14 protein-coding genes are annotated in these 19,544 nt (G+C 63.7%); 1 reads left to right on the top strand and 13 read right to left on the bottom strand.

The features are described 5' to 3' along the window. Positions 1 to 14: 14 nt before the first annotated feature. On the bottom strand, positions 15 to 467 hold the full coding sequence (locus Q6A48_RS05755) for a GNAT family N-acetyltransferase (protein ID WP_304552590.1): 453 nt from the start codon (positions 465 to 467) through the stop codon (positions 15 to 17). A gap of 260 nt (positions 468 to 727) precedes the next feature. On the opposite strand from Q6A48_RS05755, the gene Q6A48_RS05760 reads away from it, so the two are divergent. After that, positions 728 to 1,465, top strand: coding sequence for a substrate-binding periplasmic protein (locus Q6A48_RS05760; RefSeq protein ID WP_304552591.1), 738 nt, complete (start codon positions 728 to 730; stop codon positions 1,463 to 1,465). A gap of 122 nt (positions 1,466 to 1,587) precedes the next feature. Here the strand turns inward: Q6A48_RS05760 and yccS are convergent, their stop codons facing one another. From yccS to Q6A48_RS05820, 12 genes are all read right to left on the bottom strand, one after another. Beyond that, a complete protein-coding gene (gene yccS / locus Q6A48_RS05765; protein WP_304552592.1) occupies positions 1,588 to 3,771 on the bottom strand; it encodes a YccS family putative transporter in 2,184 nt (727 codons plus the stop codon). A gap of 176 nt (positions 3,772 to 3,947) precedes the next feature. After that, entirely contained in the window at positions 3,948 to 5,126 is a 1,179-nt protein-coding gene (locus Q6A48_RS05770; RefSeq protein ID WP_304552593.1) for a BaiN/RdsA family NAD(P)/FAD-dependent oxidoreductase, read from the bottom strand. A 189-nt stretch (positions 5,127 to 5,315) separates the two neighbouring features. After that, on the bottom strand, positions 5,316 to 6,653 hold the full coding sequence (gene dbpA, locus Q6A48_RS05775; protein WP_304552783.1) for an ATP-dependent RNA helicase DbpA: 1,338 nt from the start codon (positions 6,651 to 6,653) through the stop codon (positions 5,316 to 5,318). Positions 6,654 to 6,942: 289 nt separating this feature from the next. Continuing rightward, entirely contained in the window at positions 6,943 to 8,448 is a 1,506-nt protein-coding gene (mdtD, locus tag Q6A48_RS05780; RefSeq protein WP_304552594.1) for a multidrug transporter subunit MdtD, read from the bottom strand. Positions 8,449 to 8,480: 32 nt separating this feature from the next. Further along, a complete protein-coding gene (locus Q6A48_RS05785) occupies positions 8,481 to 9,833 on the bottom strand; it encodes a TldD/PmbA family protein (protein ID WP_304552595.1) in 1,353 nt (450 codons plus the stop codon). Then, positions 9,833 to 11,275 carry a TldD/PmbA family protein gene (locus Q6A48_RS05790; RefSeq protein ID WP_304552596.1) on the bottom strand — a complete coding sequence of 481 codons (1,443 nt, stop codon included), beginning with the start codon at positions 11,273 to 11,275 and terminating at the stop codon, positions 9,833 to 9,835. Before Q6A48_RS05790 ends, Q6A48_RS05785 begins: the two co-directional genes overlap by 1 nt. Positions 11,276 to 11,905: 630 nt before the next feature. After that, on the bottom strand, positions 11,906 to 13,609 hold the full coding sequence (betA, locus tag Q6A48_RS05795; protein ID WP_304552597.1) for a choline dehydrogenase: 1,704 nt from the start codon (positions 13,607 to 13,609) through the stop codon (positions 11,906 to 11,908). A gap of 210 nt (positions 13,610 to 13,819) precedes the next feature. After that, positions 13,820 to 15,292, bottom strand: a complete 1,473-nt coding sequence (gene betB / locus Q6A48_RS05800) for a betaine-aldehyde dehydrogenase (protein WP_304552598.1) — start codon at positions 15,290 to 15,292, stop codon at positions 13,820 to 13,822. A gap of 80 nt (positions 15,293 to 15,372) precedes the next feature. Continuing rightward, positions 15,373 to 15,993, bottom strand: coding sequence for a transcriptional regulator BetI (betI, locus tag Q6A48_RS05805; protein WP_304552599.1), 621 nt, complete (start codon positions 15,991 to 15,993; stop codon positions 15,373 to 15,375). A 234-nt stretch (positions 15,994 to 16,227) separates the two neighbouring features. Next, on the bottom strand, positions 16,228 to 17,406 hold the full coding sequence (choV, locus tag Q6A48_RS05810) for a choline ABC transporter ATP-binding protein (protein ID WP_304552600.1): 1,179 nt from the start codon (positions 17,404 to 17,406) through the stop codon (positions 16,228 to 16,230). Continuing rightward, on the bottom strand, positions 17,403 to 18,248 hold the full coding sequence (choW, locus tag Q6A48_RS05815) for a choline ABC transporter permease subunit (protein ID WP_042731604.1): 846 nt from the start codon (positions 18,246 to 18,248) through the stop codon (positions 17,403 to 17,405). The genes choV and choW overlap by 4 nt, the downstream gene beginning before the upstream one ends. A gap of 70 nt (positions 18,249 to 18,318) precedes the next feature. Then, on the bottom strand, positions 18,319 to 19,266 hold the full coding sequence (locus Q6A48_RS05820; RefSeq protein WP_053151556.1) for a choline ABC transporter substrate-binding protein: 948 nt from the start codon (positions 19,264 to 19,266) through the stop codon (positions 18,319 to 18,321). Positions 19,267 to 19,544 lie beyond the last annotated feature (278 nt).

A 19,544-nucleotide genomic window follows, 5' to 3' on the forward strand; every position in this document is an offset into this window, starting at 1 on the left:
TCGCGATGGCGTCCTCAAGGCCGGTGCATGCCAATGTGTGGAATCCCGTCTTCCAGGTACTCCACGCCCACCGCCTGGAACCCATACCGCCCGTAATACCCTTGCAGATGCGCCTGGGCCGACAGCGAGATCGACGTGCCCGGCCAGTGCTTCTCGGCCTGCTTGAGGCCTTTCTCCATCAGCGTGTGGCCCAGGCCCTGGCCCCGGGCCTGCGGCGCGATGATCACGCGCCCGATCACCACGTCGCTGTTTTGCGAGTGCGGGTCGAGCAGGCGAAGGTAGGCCACCAGTTGGTTGTCCTGCCACGCCATGAGGTGGCAGGTGTCGCCTTCCAGGTCGAGGCCGTCGACGTCCGGATAGGCGCAATTCTGCTCGACGACGAACACGTCGGCGCGCAATTTGAGAATGGCGTACAGCTGTTCCTTGCTCAGGTCACTGTGATGTTTGCAGACCCAATCGATGTCCATTTTTTGAATTTCCTCAAGAACCTGATGCCGATATTAAGCGGGCTTTGCCTGGAAGTCTCTGTGTGCGTCGACTGGAAAAAATTGTGACAAGGGCCAAAATGCCATCATCGGCCTCTCGCTCTGCTGTCTTCTTTGTGTAATCTTCGTTTCAACCTGCGCAGCGGCTTCAATGAGCTAATGTTAGGACCGGATATCTTAGGGATCGCCTTTGAGTTTCGGCTAAAAACAAACCGGGATTTGAACCCGTCAAGGATGTTGGCATGCCGCGATTGCATCGAGCTCTTGCTTTGGTCGGGTTGCTGTTGCTGAGCCACAACGTCTGCGCGCAGAAGTTGCGCCTGGTGGCCGATGGCTGGCCGCCCTTTACCGACGCCACGCTGGTCAATGGCGGACTGGCGACCGATATCGTCAGCACCGCCCTGGCGCGGGCCGGGTATGCCACGGAGTTCGAGCAGGTGCCCTGGGCCCGGGCGATGCTGGGTGTCAGCGAAGGCCGCTACGATGTGCTGATCAACGCCTGGTACAGCGAGGAACGCACCCGCATTGGCCAGTTCTCGGCCGAGTACCTGGTCAATCGCGTGCGCTTCATCAAGCGCAAGGACACCCCCATCGAATACGACGACCTGCAGCAACTGCACGTGTATCCGATTGCCGTGGTTCGCGGTTATGCCTATTCCAGGGCGTTCGATGACGACCCGCAGATGCAGAAGGTCCCGGTGCACAGCTTTGCCATGGCGGTGCGCATGCTGGCCGCCGATCGGGTGAAACTGACCCTGGAGGATGAGTTCGTCGCCCGTTACTACCTGTCTCGCGAATCCCCCAAGGTGCGCAACGCCGTGGAATTCCTGCCCAAGCCGCTGAGCGAGAACAGCTTGCACATCCTGGTCAGCCTGAAGAACCCGGAGCACGAGCAGATCGTGGCGGGGTTCGACCGTGAGATCGCGGCGATGAAAGCCGATGGCAGCTATGAGCGGATATTGAAGCAGCACGGAATGTGAGATGGGGGATCGAGTGGCCTGGACTGGCCTCTTCGCGAGCAGGCTCGCTCCCACATCTGCACTGAGTACGCCTGTGGGAGCGAGCCTGCTCGCGAAGGGGCCAACCCATCCACCTCCACTTTCTAATCCGCGCCAGTCTCCTTGACCAAGTGCGCCGCCAGGGTACGCAACGGTCCCAACTGACGGCAGATCAACGCCAGTTGCGTCTGCACCAGCCGCTGGCCTTCGTCGATCTCGTCGGGCATTTGCTCGAGGGCGTTGGCCAGCGCTTCTTCTTCGTCGCTTTGCACCGCGATCGGTTGCTTGCTCGCCAGGCCCTGGGCGATTTCATCGATGCTGGCCGCCAGTGTCACCCCCGCACCGTCGATCAGATGTTCGCGCACCTGCGCCGGCAGCTCGGTGCCCCGGTGGGCGCCCAGGCCTGAGAGGTAGCTGAGCAGGGTGTGGGACAGCACCAGGAAGCGGAACCCCACGTCGGCTTCCTTACGGAAATGCCCCGGTTCCATCAGCATGTTGGCCAGGGTGGTGGACAGGGCCGCGTCGGCGTTGTGGGCATTGCGCCGGGCCAGGCGGTAGGCCAGGTCATCGCTTTTGCCGGCGGCGTACTGCTGCATGATCTGGCGCAGGTAGATGCTGTTGCACGTCAGCGTGTTGGCCAGCACCTTGTTCAGTCGCCGGCCTTGCCAGTCCGGCAGGAACAGGAACACCGCCAGCCCGGCGATCAGGCTGCCGAGCAGGGTATCGAACAGCCGTGGCAGCAACAGGCCGTAGCCATCGCCCACCTGGTTGAAGCAGAACAGCACCATGATGGTGATCGCGGCCGTCGCCAGGGTGTAGCGGGTCGTGCGGTTGGTGAAGAACACCACCCCGGCGGCAATGGCGAAGCACGATTGCACCAGCGGGTTGGGGAACAGGTCGAACAGCGCCCAGGCCACGGTCAGGCCAATGGCGGTGCCGATGATCCGCTGGCCGAGCTTGCGCCGGGTGGCGCCGTAGTTCGGTTGGCAGACGAACAGCGTGGTGAGGATGATCCAGTAACCCTGGGACGGGTGGATCATGTGCACCACGGCGTAGCCGACGCTCAGGGCCAGGGGCAGGCGCAGGGCATGGCGGAACAGCAGCGAGGTCGGCGTGAACTGGGTGCGCAGGCGTAGCCAGACGTCCTTGAGGTTGCGCGGCGAGCGGTCCAGCAGGCTGCTGTCGGTGGCGTCGGCCAGGGCGTCGGGGTTGCTGGCGTCGCTGAGCAGGCGGTCCATGGTCGCGAGGTTCACCGACAGCGCTCGCAGCGAGCGCAGCAGGCCACGCCAGGCCGGGTTGCTCTGGATCCGCAGGTGTTCCAGGGACGCGTGCAGGTCGTTGAGGGCTTCGGCGAAGGTGTCGTCGTAGACGAACGGCTGGCGCAACTGGATCGATTCGCCCAGGGCCTGGCAGGCCTTGCCCTGCTGGCGCAGCAAGCGCTGGCAACGGAACAGCACGTCACTGTGGAAGAACGCCTCGGCCAGGGCGTTGTAGGGGTAATGGGAAGAACTGGCGCGTTCGTGGATGTCCTGGGCCAGGAAATACAGCTTCAGGTAGCGGCTGACCTTCGACCCCGGCCGGCCATTGCCGACACGATGCAGGATGATCTCCTTGGCGCTGTTGAGCGCGGCGACCACCCGGCCGTTCTGCTGGGCCAGTTCCAGGCGTCGCGCCTCGATGTCCAGTTGGCGGATCGGTTCGAGCAGCGACGATTTGAGCTTCAGGTAGCGCCCCAGCTCGCGAAACAGCCGCGCCAGGCTCTGTTGCACCGGCTGGTTGGAAAACAACGCATGCCATAGCACCGAGAGCAGGCCGTACCACGCCGCGCCGGCCACCAGCAGCGAGGGTTCGTGCCAGAAGTCGGTGACCGCGCCACCGCGCTGGTCCACGCCGATTACCGTGTAGACCGACAGGATCAAGGTGGCCGAGGCGATCGCCCCATAGCGTTCGCCCAGGGCGCCGAGCATGGTCAGGCCGAAGCTCGCCAGGGCCAGGGCGATGATGAACAGGACTGGATACGGGAACAGCAACTCCACCGACAGGGCCGCGACGGTGAAGCACACCAGGGTGACGACCAGGGCGTTGAGGCGACCCTGCCAACTGTCGTCGGTCTCGGCCAGGGCGCTGGCGATGATGCCCAGGAACAATGGGATCAGCAGCCCCATTTCATCCAGGTACCAGCACAGCCCCATGCTGCCGGTCAGGGCGATGAACACCCGCACGCTGTAACTGAACTTATCCAACGCCCAAAGGCGACGCAAAGACTGGCTAAACGAGGTCGATGACATGAAGTGCACGGGCCTGACGGGCAATGACGCTAAATTGAGGCAGTAATGACGCCGACGCAATGGGGGCGATCACATCTGGCAGCAAAAAAGTGTTCCGGCATGCGAAGGACACCTCCACCTCTGTGGGGGGGGGGTTTATCCCCTCGCCCCAAAAGCAGGTACAACATGGGGCGGGCTTAGACGTACTGCGCCGCCGCATAGCCCGATGCCCAGGCCCATTGGAAGTTGAACCCGCCCAGGTGCCCGGTGACGTCGAGCACTTCGCCGATGAAGTACAGGCCGGGGCTCTTCAGCGACTCCATGGTCTTGGACGAGACTTCCCGGGTGTCGACGCCGCCCAGGGTCACTTCGGCGGTGCGGTAGCCTTCGGTGCCGGCCGGGATGACCTTCCAGCTCGCCAGTTTCTCGGCGATGTCCGCCAGTTCCGCGTGGGTGTATTGCTTCATGGGCTTGGAGACGAACCAGGTGTCGGCCAGCAGGTTGGCCATTTTCCTGGTGAACAACTCGCCGAGCAGGGTCTTGAGTTCGCTGTTGGGGCGTTCGGCCTGTTGCTGTTGCAGCCACTGCGGCACGTCGTGGTCCGGCAGCAGGTTGATCTGCACGGTGTCCCCCGGCTCCCAGAACGAGGAAATCTGCAGGATCGCCGGGCCACTCAGGCCGCGATGGGTGAACAGGATGTTCTCGCGAAAACCCTGCCCGTTGCAGCTCACCAGGCAATCCACCGAGGTGCCCGACAGTTCGCTGCACACAGTCTTGAGCTGGTCGGTGATGGTGAACGGCACCAGGCCGGCGCGGGTTGGCAGCAACTGGTGGCCGAACTGCTTGGCCACTTGATAGCCGAAGCCGGTCGCTCCCAGGGTCGGGATCGACAGCCCGCCCGTGGCGATCACCAACGATTGGCAGTCGACGGCGCCGAGGGTGGTTTGCAGGCGGTAGCCGCCGTCGGTTTTTTCGATCTGCGTGATCGATGTGTCCAGGTGCAGGCTGACGCCGGCCTGGTCGCACTCCTCCAGGAGCATGGCGAGGATGTCGCTGGATTTGTTATCGCAGAACAACTGGCCGAGTTTCTTCTCGTGGTAGGGCACGCCGTGCTTGGCCACCAGGGCGATGAAATCCCATTGGGTGTAGCGGGCCAGGGCGGATTTGCAGAAGTGCGGGTTCTGCGAGAGGAAATTGGCCGGCTCGGTGTACAGGTTGGTGAAATTGCAGCGTCCACCGCCGGACATGAGGATTTTCTTGCCGGCCTTGTTGGCGTGGTCCAGCAACAGCACCTCGCGTCCACGGGCGGCGGCGGTCAGCGCGCACATCAGGCCTGCGGCGCCAGCGCCAATGATCACGACTTCGGTAGAGCGCACAGCGGTGTTCCCCTCACAAAATTCTAATTTCACCGACGATCACTGTGGGCGCGGGCTGTGTGGGAGCAAAGCTGGCTCGCGATCCAGGCGCTGCGGTCCTCAAGAGACCGCGGCGTTTTCATCGCGGGCAAGCCTTGCTCCCACACAGCCCGCTCCCACAAGGGGATCTTTCGTTGGATGGAAGATCGCTTACAGGATCCGCACCCGCAACGAGCGGCCCTTGATCTTGCCGTCGTTCAAGCGTTGCAGGGCCTGCTTGGCGATGCCGCGTTCCACGGCCACGTAGGCCTGGAAATCGAAGATCGCGATCTTGCCGACCTGGGCGCCAGGGATGCCGGCCTCGCCGGTCAGGGCGCCGAGGATGTCGCCGGGTCGGACCTTGTCCTTGCGCCCGGCGGCGATGCACAGGGTGCTCATGGCCGGCAGCAGCGGGCCGCCGCCCTGGGGCTTGAGGTTGTCCAACTGGTCCCAGTTCAATGGCGCCTTCTGCAGTTGTTCGATGGCCTGGGCGCGGTGGGCTTCGGACGGTGCGACCAGGCTGATGGCGATCCCGGTTTCCCCGGCGCGACCGGTGCGGCCGACGCGGTGGATGTGGATTTCCGAGTCCCGGGCCAGTTCGACGTTGATCACCATGTCCAACGCATCGATGTCCAGGCCTCGGGCGGCGACGTCGGTGGCCACCAGCACCGAGGTGCTGCGGTTGGCGAACATCGCCAGCACCTGGTCGCGGTCGCGCTGTTCCAGGTCGCCATGCAGGCCGACGGCGGAAATACCCTTGGCGGTCAGGTGATCGACGGTTTCCTGGACCTGCTGCTTGGTGAAGCAGAACGCCACGCAGGAAGCCGGGCGGAAATGCGCGAGCACCTTGACCACCGCGTCCATGCGCTCCTCGGGCGAGATCTCGTAGAAGCGCTGCTCGATCTGCGCGTCGGAATGCAGCGCCTCGGCTTTCACCTGCTGCGGGTCGCGCATGAACTTGGACGACAGCTGCTTGATGCCCACCGGGTAGGTGGCGGAGAACAGCAGCGTCTGGCGACGTTCCGGGGTCTGCTGGATGATGTCTTCGATGGCGTCGTAGAAACCCATGTCGAGCATGCGGTCGGCTTCGTCGAGGACCAGCGTGTTGAGGCCGTCGAGGACCAGCGAGCCCTTGCGCAGGTGTTGCTGGATGCGCCCCGGCGTGCCGACGATGATGTGGGCGCCGTGCTCCAGGGAGGCGATCTGCGGGCCGAACGACACGCCACCGCACAGGGTCAGGACCTTGATGTTGTCCTCGGCACGGGCCAGGCGGCGGATCTCCTTGGCCACCTGGTCGGCCAGCTCGCGAGTCGGGCACATCACCAGCGCCTGGCAACCGAAATAGCGCGGGTTGATCGGGTTCAACAGGCCGATGCCGAACGCCGCGGTCTTGCCACTGCCGGTCTTGGCCTGGGCGATCAGGTCCATGCCCTTGAGGATCACCGGCAAGCTCTGCGCCTGGATCGGCGTCATCTGGGCATAACCGAGCGATTCGAGGTTAGCCAGCATGGCGGCGGACAGCGGCAAAGTATTAAAAGCGGTGGCAATGGTGGTCACGGGGCAGGCCTGCAAAACAAAATGTCGCGCAGTGTAGCAGCCTCGTGCCACTTTCTTCGAACGTTCTGGACGAGCTGTGGGGGCAGGGCCTGCCCTGGGGGCTGGCAAATCCAGAAACTCTGGAACTCTGTGGGAGCAAAGCTTGCTCGCGAAGCAGGCGACGCATTTCCCCAGGAAAACCGAGTCGCCTGCATCGCGGGCAAGCCTTGCTCCCACAAAAATCTCCAAGCCACGAAGCGACTTAGTGCTCGATATGTTCGTCCGAGCGCCGGGGCCGTCTTCCGTCCTGCTTCGACAACTGGGAAAAGATCGTCGCCGCCAGCATCGCCATGACCCCTACGGTCACGAAGGTCAGCTGGAATGCGCCCAGCACCGTTTCCACGCCGTCGTTGCCGACCTGGGCGGTAAAGCCGCCGAGCAGGGCGCCGGCGCAGGCCACGCCCAGGCTCAGGGACAATTGCGCCACCACCGACAGCAGGCTATTGCCGCTGCTGGCGCTGGCGTCGTCCAGGTCGATCAGGGTCACGGTGTTCATCGCCGTGAATTGCAGCGAGTTGATCGCCCCCAGGACAGCCAGGTGCGCCAACAGCAGCCAGTACGGCGTCTGTTCGCTGACCAGGCCCATGCTCGCCAGCATCACGCCCAGGGCCAGGGTGTTGCCGGTCAGGACGATGCGATAGCCCAGGCGCTCGATCAGCGGGCGCGCCACGGACTTGGCGACCATGGCCGCCGCCGCCAGGGGCAGCATGCTCATCCCCGCCTGGGACGGCGAATACCCCAGGGCCACTTGCAGCAGCAACGGCACCAGGAACGGCAGGGCGCCGCTGCCCAGGCGGGCGAACAGGTTGCCCAGGATACCCACGGCGAAGGTCCGGGTCTTGAACAGCGACGGCGGGAACAGCGCGTTCTCGACATGCCCGGCCCGCAACCAATACGCCGCCAGGCAGGCCATGCCGCCGAACAGCAGCAACATCACCCGCAGGTGTGGCAGGTGCAGCTCCCCCAGGCCTTCCATGGCGATGGTGATCAGCACCATTGCCGCGCCGAACAACAGGAACCCCAGGCCATCGAACCGGGTGCGCTCGCTGCCGCGCAGGTCGGGGATGAACTTCCACACCGCATAGCAACCGATCACGCCCACCGGCAGGTTGATGATGAAGATCCAGTGCCAGGTCAGGTATTGCACCATCCAGCCGCCCATGGTCGGGCCGATCAGCGGCCCGAGCAGGCCGGGAATGGTGATGAAGCCCATGATCCGCACCAGCTCCGAGCGCGGGTACGCCCGCAGCACCACCAGCCGGCCCACTGGCAACATCAGCGCACCGCCCAGGCCCTGGATCACCCTTGCGCCGACCAGCATGTTCAACGAGCTGGACAAAGCGCACAGCAACGAGCCGAAGCTGAACAGCAGGATCGCCCCGAAAAAGATCTTCTTGGTGCCGAAGCGGTCGGCGATCCAGCCAGAGGCCGGGATCAGCAGCGCCACCGTGAGCATGTAGGCAATGATCACGCCCTGCATGCGCAGCGGGTTTTCGGCCAGGTCACGGGCCATGGCGGGCAGGGCGGTGTTGAGGATGGTCCCGTCGAGGGACTGCATGAAGAAGGCAATGGCCACCACCCACGGAAGCCAGCGGGCGGTGACGGCGTCGAGCGGTGCGCGGTTGGGCATGGGGCCTCTTGTTCGAGTCAGGGAGTCCGTGGTGGCTGCATCGCGGGCAAGCCATGCTCCCACAAGGACAATGAGCATCCTGTGGGAGCAAGGCTTGCCCGCGATGCTTCTTACAGAGTCAACGTCAGCCGCTTGACCAGTGCCCCCGGCAACAGCATCGAAGCCGTGGCCCGTTGGCTGTAGGTACTGGCCGAGAGCAGAAGTTCCCGCTCCCGGGTCAGGCCTTCGAGTTGACTGCCCAGCAGGCTGTAGACGCTGTCGTCGAAGCGCATGGTGCTGACCGGTGCCTGGATCTGGCCATTCTCGACCCAGAAGGTGGCGAAGCGCGTCATGCCGGTCAGGCGTGCGGCCGGCTGGTCCGAGTAGTTCAGGTACCACAGGTTGCTGATGTACAGCCCGGTGCCGAGGCGTTCGAGGATGTCCTGGTGTTCCAGCGAACCTTCGTCCATGACCAGCGCCGTGGGGTACTCGTAGCGGCTGGCGCCGTTGGCGGCAAGGCCATATTCGGCGGCGCTGCGGGAGTTGACCAGGCGTGCGTTGGCCGTGCCCTTGGCGATCAGCGCCAGGTCGTCACGGGGGTAGCCTTCGTCGGAAAACGCCGGGCTCAAGGAGCCGCTGACCTGTTCGCGCAAGCCGACGGCAGGGCTGAAGGTGGCTTCGTCGGCGTAGAACTTCTGCAGCGGGCTCTGCTTGCTGGCGATCGCCTGGGCGGAGAATCCTCCCCAACTGAGCATGCCCATGATTTCTTCCAGGGCGGCGGGCGCGAGGTAGGCGCGGTATTCACCTGGCGGCAACGTGCGCAGCGGCCGGCCGAGGAACGCCAGCTGCTCGCGGGCCTGTGCGAAGCGCCGGGCGAACCCTTCGCTGCTCCAGTCATGCCCGGCGTAGCTGGCCTTCACCGCCTGGCCGTTTTCGTGGAACAGGCTGAAATCAAAGTTGAAACTGTTGGCCTGGTGCCAGCCAAACGCCCCCGACGAACTGGCGAAGCCGCGGCTGATGGGCCCGGCGGCGTAGATTCCCACCAGGTCCAGGCCGTCGGCGGCGCGGGCGATCTCGGCCACGGCCTGTTCGGTCTCCGGCAGCGGATGATCCTGCACGGCCTGGCTTTGCCAGGGGGTCTGGTTGAGCAACAGGTACGGGTCGCGGGGCAGCAGCGGCAGGGTGTCGCGAAGCTGTTGCAAGCCTTCTTGCAGGCGTTGCACATCGGTCTCGGCCTCGCCGGACAAGGTGATCTGCAGGTCGGCGTGGCGCCCGTCGTCGATCAGTTTGAAACTGACGTTGGCCTGTTGCACCTGCCCGGCCTGGCGAACCTTGCCATGGTTGAAACGTACGAAGGCCGAGGACTCGGCGGCGTAGCCGAGGGTGAACTGTTCGGATTCATGCAGCGCTGCGCGCAACCAATCCACCAGTGCCTTGAAGGCCTCGGCCTGATTGTTCGCGGTGCTCGTATTGACAGCATTCATCAGGCATCTCCCCCAAACACGTCGACATTGCTGAACACACAGGCCGGCGACGCATGCCCGACGCGGATCACCTGGTTCGGTTCGCCCTTGCCGCAGTTCGGCGTGCCCAGCACCTGGGAGGTACTGGCGTCGCCCACCGCCCGCAGGCTCTTCCAGAACTGCGCGGAGATGCCCCGGTAGTTGGGGTTCTTCACCACGCCCTTGAGCTCGCCGTTCTCGATCAACTGGCCCCACTCGCAGCCGAACTGGAACTTGTTGCGGGCGTCGTCGATGGACCAGGAGCGGTTGGTGCGCATCAGCACACCGTGCTCGATGCCCTGGATCAATTGCGCCAGCGACTGGTCGCCGGGTTCGATGTTGAGGTTGGCCATGCGGTCGATGGGCGGGCGATTCCAGCCGCAGGCGCGGCTGTTGGCGACGCCTTCCAGGCCGGCGCGGAACTGCGACAGCGCGCCACCCAGGGGGCGCAGCAACCGGCCTTCACGGATCAGGAACTGCTTGCTCGCCGGGCTGCCGTCGTCGTCATGGCTGTAGCTGGCCAGTTCTTCGGGAATGCCCGGGTCGAACGTCACGTTCAACAGGCTGGAGCCGTACTGCAAGTGGCCGAAATCGCTGGCTTTGACGAAACTGGTGCCGGCGTAGTTGCGTTCGTCCCCGAGGATGCGATCCAGTTCCAGCGGGTGACCGATGGATTCGTGGATCTGCAGCATCATCTGGTCCGGCATCAGCAGCAGATCTCGCGGGCCCTGCGGGGTATTCGGCGCCATCAACAGTTGCAGGGCCTGGTCGGCGATTTTCGGCCCGGCGCCGATCAGTCCACAGCGCTCGATCACATCGAAGCCGCCTTGCTGGCCGAAGTTCTCGCGGCCCAGGGTGCGGGTCTGGCTGTCCTGGCCGTCGAACGCGGTGACGTCCAGGGCCGGATAGATGAAGCGCTGGGCCTGGCGCAATTCGGCGCCGGCGCTGTTGAGGTAGATCTGCTCGACCTGGGTCAGGCCGATGCTGACCTGCCAGTTCACCAGGCGCTCATCCTTGGGCACCGCCGCCGATTCGTCGCCGAGCATCTGGTAGCAATCGCCCAGGGCGGGGAATGCCTGGTCGAAATGCGGCGAGAAATAATCGGCGCGGTCGCTGGCAACCGGCTGCTCGCGCAGGTCGAGCAGCGCATGGGGCTTGAGCTGGCGGGCCTGTCGCTCGGCGCGCTCCAGCGCCGCCTGCAGGCCGCCCTGGGACAGGTCATTGGTGGAGGCGTAGGCCTCGACACCGTTGAACCGCGCGGTGAGCATCGCCCCTTCGTCACGGCTCAGGCTGGGTGGCTCGGCGACATTCTTGCGCACCGACAGATGCTGGCCTGATTCGCGCACATAACGCAGGGAAAAGAATTCCGCGCCCGTGCGCAAGGCAGCGAACCGCTGCTTGAGCTGGGGGTAAAAGTCGAACATGAAACCTCCTTGTCTGGAGTGGCGGTGCAGCGAGGTGCGGCGCGTTGACGCGGCGGCTCTAGAGTAGGCCTGGGACGGGGAGGGATCAAGGCAGACAGGAATTTGTCAGGACGGACGCTATCGCGAGCAAGCTCGCTCCCACAGGGGAACTTGGTGGTCACAAAATCCGCGTTCACCACCGATTCCCTGTGGAAGCGGGCTTGCTCGCGAAGGCGGCGGTACATTCAATATTGAGGCAAGCTGACCCACCGCTTTCGCGAGCAAGCTCGCTCCCACACTGGACCTTTGGTGATCACAAAATCCGCGTTCACCACCGATTCCCTGTGGGAGCGGGCTTGCCCGCGAAGGCGGCGGTACATTCAATATTGAGGCAAGCTGACCCACCGCTTTCGCGAGCAGGCTCGCTCCCACATCGGAACTTCAGTGACCACAAAATCTGTGTTCGTCACCGATCCCCTGTGGGAGCGGGCTTGCCCGCGAAGGCGGCGGCACATTCAATATTGAGGCAAGCTGACCCACCGCTTTCGCGAGCAGGCTCGCTCCCACATCGGATCTTTGCTGGTCACAAAAACTGTGTTTGTCACCGATCCCCTGTGGGAGCGAGCCTGCTCGCGATGGCGGTGTAGCGCCTTACTGCGCCATAGGCCCCACTTCGCGCAGCGGCTTGCCTTTCACCGGCGCATCGCCGGCCACGTAGTACGGGGCGGTGCTGCGTGGCAGCGGCTTGCGGCCGCGGATCTTGTCGGCGATTTTCTCGGCGATCATGATCGTCGGCGCGTTCAGGTTGCCGGTGGTGATGATCGGCATGATCGAGGCATCGACCACGCGCAGCCCTTGCAGGCCATGCACGCGGCCTTCGCCGTCCACCACCGCCATGTCGTCGGTGCCCATCTTGCACGAGCAGGACGGGTGGAAAGCGGTTTCGGCGTGTTCGCGGATGAACTGGTCCAGTTGCTCATCCGTCTGCACCTCGATCCCCGGGCTGATCTCGCGCCCACGGTACGGGTCCAGCGCCGGCTGCTGCATGATCTCGCGGGTCAGGCGGATGCCGTCGCGAAACTCCTGCCAGTCCTGCTCGGTCGCCATGTAGTTGAACAGGATGCTCGGGTGCTGGCGTGGGTCCTTGGACTTGGCCTGGATCCGACCGCGACTGGGCGAACGCATCGAGCCCATGTGCGCCTGGAAGCCGTGCTCCTTCACGCCGTTGCTGCCGTTGTAGTTGATCGCCACCGGCAGGAAGTGGTACTGGATGTTCGGCCACTCGAACTCCGGGCGGCTGCGGATGAAGCCGCCGGCCTCGAACTGGTTGCTGGCGCCGATGCCGGTGCCGTTGAATAACCATTCGGCGCCGATGGCCGGCTGGTTGTACCAGAGCAGCGACGGGTACAGCGAGACCGGCTGGGTGCAGGCGTATTGCAGGTACAGCTCCAGGTGGTCCTGCAGGTTTTCACCGACGCCCGGCAGGTCGTGGACCACCGGGATGTCCAGGCTTTCCAGCAGTTTGGCCGGGCCGACGCCGGAGCGTTGGAGGATCTGCGGAGAGGCGATGGCGCCGGAACACAGCAGCACTTCCTTGCGGGCCCGGGCTTCGACGCGCTCTTCTGCCGCGCCCACCAGGTAACGCACGCCGACCGCGCGCTTGCCTTCGAACAGGATCTTGTCGGTCAGGGCGTGGGTGACGATGGTCAGGGTCGAGCGCTTCTTGGCGATGTCGAGGTAGCCGCGGGCCGTGCTGGCGCGACGGCCGTTCGGCGTGACGGTGCGGTCCATCGGCCCGAAGCCTTCTTGCTGATAGCCGTTGAGGTCTTCCGTGCGCGGGTAACCGGCCTGCACGCCGGCTTCGACCATGGCGTGGAACAGCGGGTTATTGCCGGGCTTGGGCGTGGTCACGCTGACCGGGCCATCGCCGCCGTGGTAGTCATTGGGGCCTATGTCGCGGGTTTCGGCCTTGCGGAAATACGGCAGGCAATCCAGGTAGGTCCAGTCTTCCAGGCCGGGCAGCTTGGCCCAGTTGTCGTAGTCCAGGGCGTTGCCGCGGATGTAGCACATGCCGTTGATCAGTGACGAACCGCCCAGGCCCTTGCCCCGGCCGCATTCCATGCGCCGGCCGTTCATGTGCGGCTCGGGATCGGTTTCGTAGGCCCAGTTATAGCGTCGGCCCTGTAGCGGAAACGCCAGGGCGGCGGGCATTTGCGTGCGGAAGTCCAGGCGATAGTCCGGGCCGCCGGCTTCCAGCAGCAGGACCGTGACGCCTTCGTCTTCGGTCAGGCGGGTGGCCAGGGTGTTACCGGCCGAGCCGGCGCCGATGATGATGTAGTCGAATGCTTGGGACATGAAATGCACCCTCTTTTGAAGTTGGGTTCAGGTCGTATTCGCCTTGACGCCGGCGCAACCTGTGGCGAGGGGATTTATCCCCGTCGGGCTGCGCAGCGGTCGTAAGGGCGGCAACGGGCCTTGTCTGAAAACGGGTGGGCTTGGGAGGGGCCGCTGTGCGGCCCACGGGGATAAATCCCCTCGCCACAACTGAGTTCACTCAAGACCGTTTCAGAACACCGACGCGTAATCGCCCAGCTCGACCTGTACCGATTTGATGCGCGTGTAGTTGTTCAGCGAACTGATGCCGTTCTCCCGGCCCACGCCCGATTGCTTGTAGCCGCCCACTGGCATTTCCGCCGCCGATTCGCCCCAGGCGTTGATCCAGCAGATACCGGCTTCGAGCTGGTGGATCACGCGGTGGGCGCGGTTCAGGTCGCGGGTCACGACGCCGGCGGCGAGGCCGAACTCGGTGTCGTTGGCACGGCGGATCACTTCCTCTTCGGTTTCGTAGGTGAGGATGCTCATCACCGGGCCGAAGATTTCTTCACGCACGATGGTCATCTCGTCGGTGCAGTCGGTGAACACGGTCGGGGCGACGAAGGCGCCCTTGGCGAACTCGCCGTCGGTCAACCGGCCGCCGCCGCACAGCAGGCGGGCGCCCTCGGCCTTGCCTTTGTCGATGTAGCCCAACACGCTTTCCATGTGGGCGAAGCTCACCAGCGGGCCGAAGTTGGTGTTTTCGTCTTCCGGGTTGCCGATGCGGATGCGCGCCACGCGCTCGACGATCTTGGCTTCGAACGCCGTCTTGAGGTGGCTCGGCACGAACACGCGGGTGCCGTTGGTGCAGACCTGGCCGGAGCTGTAGAAGTTGGCCATCATCGCGGTGTCGGCGGCGCGATCCAGGTCGGCGTCATCGAAAATGATCAGCGGCGACTTGCCGCCCAGTTCCATGGTCACGTCCTTGAGCGAAGAGCTCGAGGCGCTGGCCATGACTTTCTTGCCGGTGTCGGTGCCGCCGGTGAAGGAGATCTTCTCGATGCGCGGGTGTTCGGTCAGCCAGGTGCCGACTTCCCGGCCGCTGCCGGTCAATACGTTGAACACGCCCGCCGGAACGCCGGCCTCGGTGTAGATCTCGGCCAGTTTCAGGGTGGTCAGCGAAGTCACTTCGCTGGGTTTGAAGATCATCGCGTTGCCGGCCGCCAGGGCAGGAGCCGACTTCCACAGGGCGATCTGGATCGGGTAGTTCCAGGCGCCGATACCGGCCACCACGCCCAGGGGCTCGCGGCGGGTGTAGACGAACGAAGTGGTGCGCAGCGGCACCTGCTCGCCTTCGATGGCCGGCACCAGGCCGGCGTAGTATTCCAGCACGTCGGCGCCGGTGACGATGTCGACGTAGCGGGTTTCGGAGTAGGCCTTGCCGGTGTCGAGGGTTTCCAGGGCCGCCAGTTCATCGTTGCGTTCGCGCAGGATGTCTACGGCGCGGCGCAGGATGCGCGAACGCTGCATGGCGGTCATCGCGGCCCAGACTTTCTGGCCTTTCTCGGCACTGGCGACGGCGCGCTCGACGTCTTCCTTCGTGGCCCGCTGCACGTGGGCGAGCACTTCACCGTTGGCAGGGTTGATGGCTTCGAAAGTGGCGTCGCCGCTGGCATCGCTGTAGGCGCCATCGATGTAGAGTTTTTGCAGTTCGAAACGGGCCATAAAGTCCTCGCAAGTGCATGAGTGGTTGGCTGCCACCGGGAGCGTGTCGTGTATAGCTGACTACGCGGCCCGGCGACGGTTCAGGCGTCGAGCGGTTCTGTGGGCTCTGGCGCCTTTGCCTTGGCCAATTGGAAATCCATGTATTCGTAAGCGATCCGGTGGGCCTGGGCGGTATCGAACGCGTCTCCCGACAGCGCCCCGCGCAGCCACAAGCCGTCGATCAACGCGGCCAGGCCGCGTGCCGCGCTGCGTGCCTGGTCGACGGGCAACACGCGACGGAACTGGCAACACAGGTTGGAATACAGGCGGTGATCGTTGATCCGCTGCAACCTGTGCAACGACGGGTGATGCATGCTGGTGGCCCAGAAGGCCAGCCAGGTTTTCATTGCCGGGCCATTGACCTGGCTGGCGTCGAAGTTGCCTTCGATGATCACCTGCAGGTGGGCCCGCGGGCTCGAATCCTCCAGTGCCTGGCGCCGTGCGGTGACGTTCTCGCTCAGGACCGTCATCAGGTACTGGGCGGTCGCCGCGATCAGGCCGTTCTTGTCCTGGAAGTAGTGGCTGATGATGCCGTTCGAGACACCGGCCAAGCGGGCAATCAGCGCAATGCTGGCGTCCCCCATGCCCACCTGGTCGACGGCCTGCAACGTGGCTTCGATCAATTGCTGGCGGCGGATAGGTTGCATACCGACCTTGGGCATCGGTCTTTCTCCTCGATCATCGGGCGGACAGGCATTGTCCGATGGAACGAGGGCCAGTCTATTTTGTTTTGATTGAACGTTCAATCAATAAAAAATCGGGCGGTTTCCTGCAATCGGCACTCGATAAAGCGAAACCCTGTGGGAGCGGGCGTGCCCGCGAAGGCGATGTGTCAGTCACCGACGATGAATGACGTACCGTATTCGCGCGCAAGCCGGCTGCCACAGGGTTGAGGCTCAGCCCAGGTTCTTGCCCAGCAGTGCGTGGTACAGCTCGCTGTCACCGAGGATCCCGACGACTTTCTGGTTATCGTGAAGCACCAGTTTGTTGCCGGTCTGGTAGCGGATCTGCAAGGCGTCGCGCATGCCGATGTTGGAATCCACCAGGGTCGGACGGCGGCCCAGGTCTTCGACGGATTGGCCCGGTGTCCAGTTCTGCAGGTCCAGTGCCGCGCCATTCTGCCGGGCGCCCTTGATGGTGTTGCCTTCGGCCAGGTCGAGCCAGGAGTCGCCGCCCGGGTCGAGGCACACCGAACCGTTGATGCGCTTGCAGTTGTCCAGGGTGCGCATCAGGCTGCGACCGCAGAGCACGTTGAGCGGGTTGGTGTGGGCGACGAAGGTGCGCACGTAGTCGTCCGCCGGGTTGAGCACGATCTCTTCCGGCTTGCTGTACTGGATGATCCGGCCGTCCTTCATGATCGCGATGCGACTGCCCAGCTTCAGGGCCTCGTCCAGGTCATGGCTGACGAACACGATGGTCTTGCTCAACTTGCGTTGCAGCTCCAGCAACTCGTCCTGCAGGCCCTGGCGGATCAGCGGGTCAAGCGCCGAGAAGGGTTCGTCCATCAGCAGGATGTCGGCGTCCATCGCCAAGGCGCGGGCCAGGCCGACCCGTTGCTGCATGCCGCCGGACAGTTCGTCGGGTTTCTTGTTGCGCCATTGGGTCAGGCCCACCAGCTCCAGCTTTTCATCCACCAGCTTGCGCCGTTCCTTTTCCGGGCGGCCCTGCATTTCCAGGCCGAAGCTGATGTTCTCGCGCACCGTCAGCCACGGCATCAGGGCGAACTTCTGGAACACCATGGCGATGCGCTTGGTGCGCATCATCTTCAGCTCGGCGGCGCTGCAGGAGGCGATGTCGATCTGCCGGCCCTCGTGTTCGACGAACAACTTGCCGCGACTCACGGTGTTCAAGCCATTGATGCAGCGCAACAGGCTGGACTTGCCTGAGCCGGACAGGCCCATGAGCACGCAGATTTCGCCTTTCTCGATGTCCAGGCTGGCTTTCTCGACGCCGACGATCTGCCCGGTCTTCTTCAGGATCTCGTTGCGGGTCATGCCCTGGTCGAGCAGCTTGAGGGCCTCGCGTGGATCCCTGGAGAAGATCACGTCGACCTGGTCGAAGCGAATGATGCTCATGCGTCACCCCCTACTTTGGCGTCGGGTTGTTTGCAGATTCGGTCGAGCATGATCGCCAGCAATACGATCGCCAGGCCCGCTTCGAAGCCCAGGGCGATATCAGCGGTGTTCAGTGCGTTGACCACGGGTTTGCCCAGGCCATCGGCGCCCACCAGTGCGGCGATCACCACCATCGACAACGACAGCATGATGCACTGGGTGATACCGGCCGCGATGCTTGGCATCGCGTGGGGCAGTTCGATACGCGACAGCAGCTGGCGACGGGAGCAGCCGAAGGCCTTGCCGGCGTCCATCAGTTCTTCCGGAACGTCGCGGATGCCCAGGTAGGTCAGGCGGATGGGCGCGGCAATCGCGAACACCACCGTGGAGATCAGGCCCGGGACCACACCCAGGCCGAACAGGGTCAGGGTAGGAATGAGGTAGACGAAGGTCGGTACGGTCTGCATCAGATCGAGTACCGGACGCATCAGGGTGTAGAACATCGGCTTGTGCGCGGCAACAATGCCCAGCGGCACACCGATCACGACGCAGACCAGGGTGGCGAACAGCACCTGGGCCAGGGTTTCCATGGTTTCCTGCCAGTACCCCAGGTTGAGGATCAGCAGGAACGAGGCGATGACGAATACGGTGAGGCCCCATTTGCGCTGGATGAAATGCGCCAGCAGGGCAATCAGGCCGATCAGGGCCAGCGGGTTGAACCAGGTCAGCGCAAACGTCACGCCGTGAATCATCGTTTCCAGGAACAGTGCGATGGAGTCGAAGGTGCTGGCGCCAACTTGCGTCAACCATTCGACAAAGCCCGCAATGTACTGGCCCAAGGGTATTTTCTGATCAATGAGCATGGTAGTGAACGTCCGCATGCAAGGGATAAACAGCACGGGCGAGCGAACTCGCCCGGCATAACATGAGCGATTACTGCGCGAGCTTGGCTTTCACGGCCTCCAGGCCAGGTTTACCGTCAATGGTGGTCACGCCAGCGAGCCAGGTATCGAGTACCTGTGGGTTTTTCTTCAGCCAGGCCTTGGCCGCGGCTTCAGGTTTCATCTTGTCGTCCAGGACGTTGCCCATCAGCGAGCTTTCCATGTCGACGGTGAATTCGAGGTTCTTCAGCAACTGCCCGACGTTGCTGCATTCCTGGCTATAGCCCTTGCGCGTGTTGGTGGCCACGGTGGCGGCGCCGAAGTCCGGGCCGAAGAAGTCATCGCCGCCGGTCAGGTACTGGATCTTGAAGCGGGTGTTCATCGGGTGCGGGGCCCAGCCCAGGAACACCACGTCGGTGCCGCGTTTCGAGGCGCGGTCAACCTGCGAGAGCATGCCGGCCTCGCTCGATTCGACCACTTTGAAACCGGCGTCCTTCAGGCCGAAGGCGTTCTTGTCGATCATGCTCTGGATCAGGCGGTTGCCGTCGTTGCCGGGTTCGATCCCGTAGATCTTGCCGTCCAATTCCTTCTTGAACTTGGGGATGTCGGCGAAATCGTGCAGGCCCTTGTCATACAGCCCCTGCGGCACGGCGAGGGTGTACTTGGCGCCCTTGAGGTTGGTGCGCACGGTTTCCACGGTGCCGGCGTCGCGATAGGCCTTGATGTCGTTTTCCATGGTCGGCATCCAGTTGCCGAGGAAAACGTCCATGTTCTTGCCGTCGGCCAGGGACTTGTAGGTCACCGGCACGGAGATCATGGTGGTCTTGGTCTTGTAGCCCAGGGCTTCGAGTACCACGCTGGTGGTGGCGGTGGTCACGGTGATGTCGGTCCAACCGACGTCGGAAAAGTTAACGGTGCTGCATTGCGCGGGTTCTGCAGCGTTGGCCAGCATCGGAAGACTCAGCATGGCGGCCAACAACAACGGCGTGGAACCTTTCATGGGTGGACTCCTGGTGTTTTATCGGCGGTGTCCTGTCAGGACAGCCGCACGCTTATTGGATGTTGCGGTTGGCGGCGCGTGGGCACTCTCTGACACGCGGCCTTGCAAACGAGCCGTAACTGATCATGTACCAGCGCAAATCCGACGCCTACAGGGAGGGTCGTATCCAGTACAGGGAGGGTCGCATCCAGTGTCGGTGACGTCGTTTACAGATTTTTTCCGCCCCTGGGAGCCGTCTGACACGCAGAAAAACGGCGAAAACAGGGCAAAAGACGAGC

Source organism: Pseudomonas citrullilanati (assembly GCF_030580855.1).
Classification (GTDB): Bacteria; Pseudomonadota; Gammaproteobacteria; order Pseudomonadales; family Pseudomonadaceae; genus Aquipseudomonas; species Aquipseudomonas citrulli.

Coding starts and splice junctions, on each gene's coding strand:
- dbpA (WP_304552783.1), bottom strand. CDS start 6,653: ATGCTGGCTAACCTCGAATCGCTCGGTTATGCCCAGATGACGCCGATC.
- Q6A48_RS05755 (WP_304552590.1), bottom strand. CDS start 467: ATGGACATCGATTGGGTCTGCAAACATCACAGTGACCTGAGCAAGGAA.
- Q6A48_RS05790 (WP_304552596.1), bottom strand. CDS start 11,275: ATGTTCGACTTTTACCCCCAGCTCAAGCAGCGGTTCGCTGCCTTGCGC.
- Q6A48_RS05785 (WP_304552595.1), bottom strand. CDS start 9,833: ATGAATGCTGTCAATACGAGCACCGCGAACAATCAGGCCGAGGCCTTC.
- choV (WP_304552600.1), bottom strand. CDS start 17,406: ATGAGCATCATTCGCTTCGACCAGGTCGACGTGATCTTCTCCAGGGAT.
- yccS (WP_304552592.1), bottom strand. CDS start 3,771: ATGTCATCGACCTCGTTTAGCCAGTCTTTGCGTCGCCTTTGGGCGTTG.
- mdtD (WP_304552594.1), bottom strand. CDS start 8,448: ATGCTCATTGTCCTTGTGGGAGCATGGCTTGCCCGCGATGCAGCCACC.
- Q6A48_RS05760 (WP_304552591.1), top strand. CDS start 728: ATGCCGCGATTGCATCGAGCTCTTGCTTTGGTCGGGTTGCTGTTGCTG.
- choW (WP_042731604.1), bottom strand. CDS start 18,248: ATGCTCATTGATCAGAAAATACCCTTGGGCCAGTACATTGCGGGCTTT.
- betB (WP_304552598.1), bottom strand. CDS start 15,292: ATGGCCCGTTTCGAACTGCAAAAACTCTACATCGATGGCGCCTACAGC.
- betI (WP_304552599.1), bottom strand. CDS start 15,993: ATGCCCAAGGTCGGTATGCAACCTATCCGCCGCCAGCAATTGATCGAA.
- Q6A48_RS05820 (WP_053151556.1), bottom strand. CDS start 19,266: ATGAAAGGTTCCACGCCGTTGTTGTTGGCCGCCATGCTGAGTCTTCCG.
- betA (WP_304552597.1), bottom strand. CDS start 13,609: ATGTCCCAAGCATTCGACTACATCATCATCGGCGCCGGCTCGGCCGGT.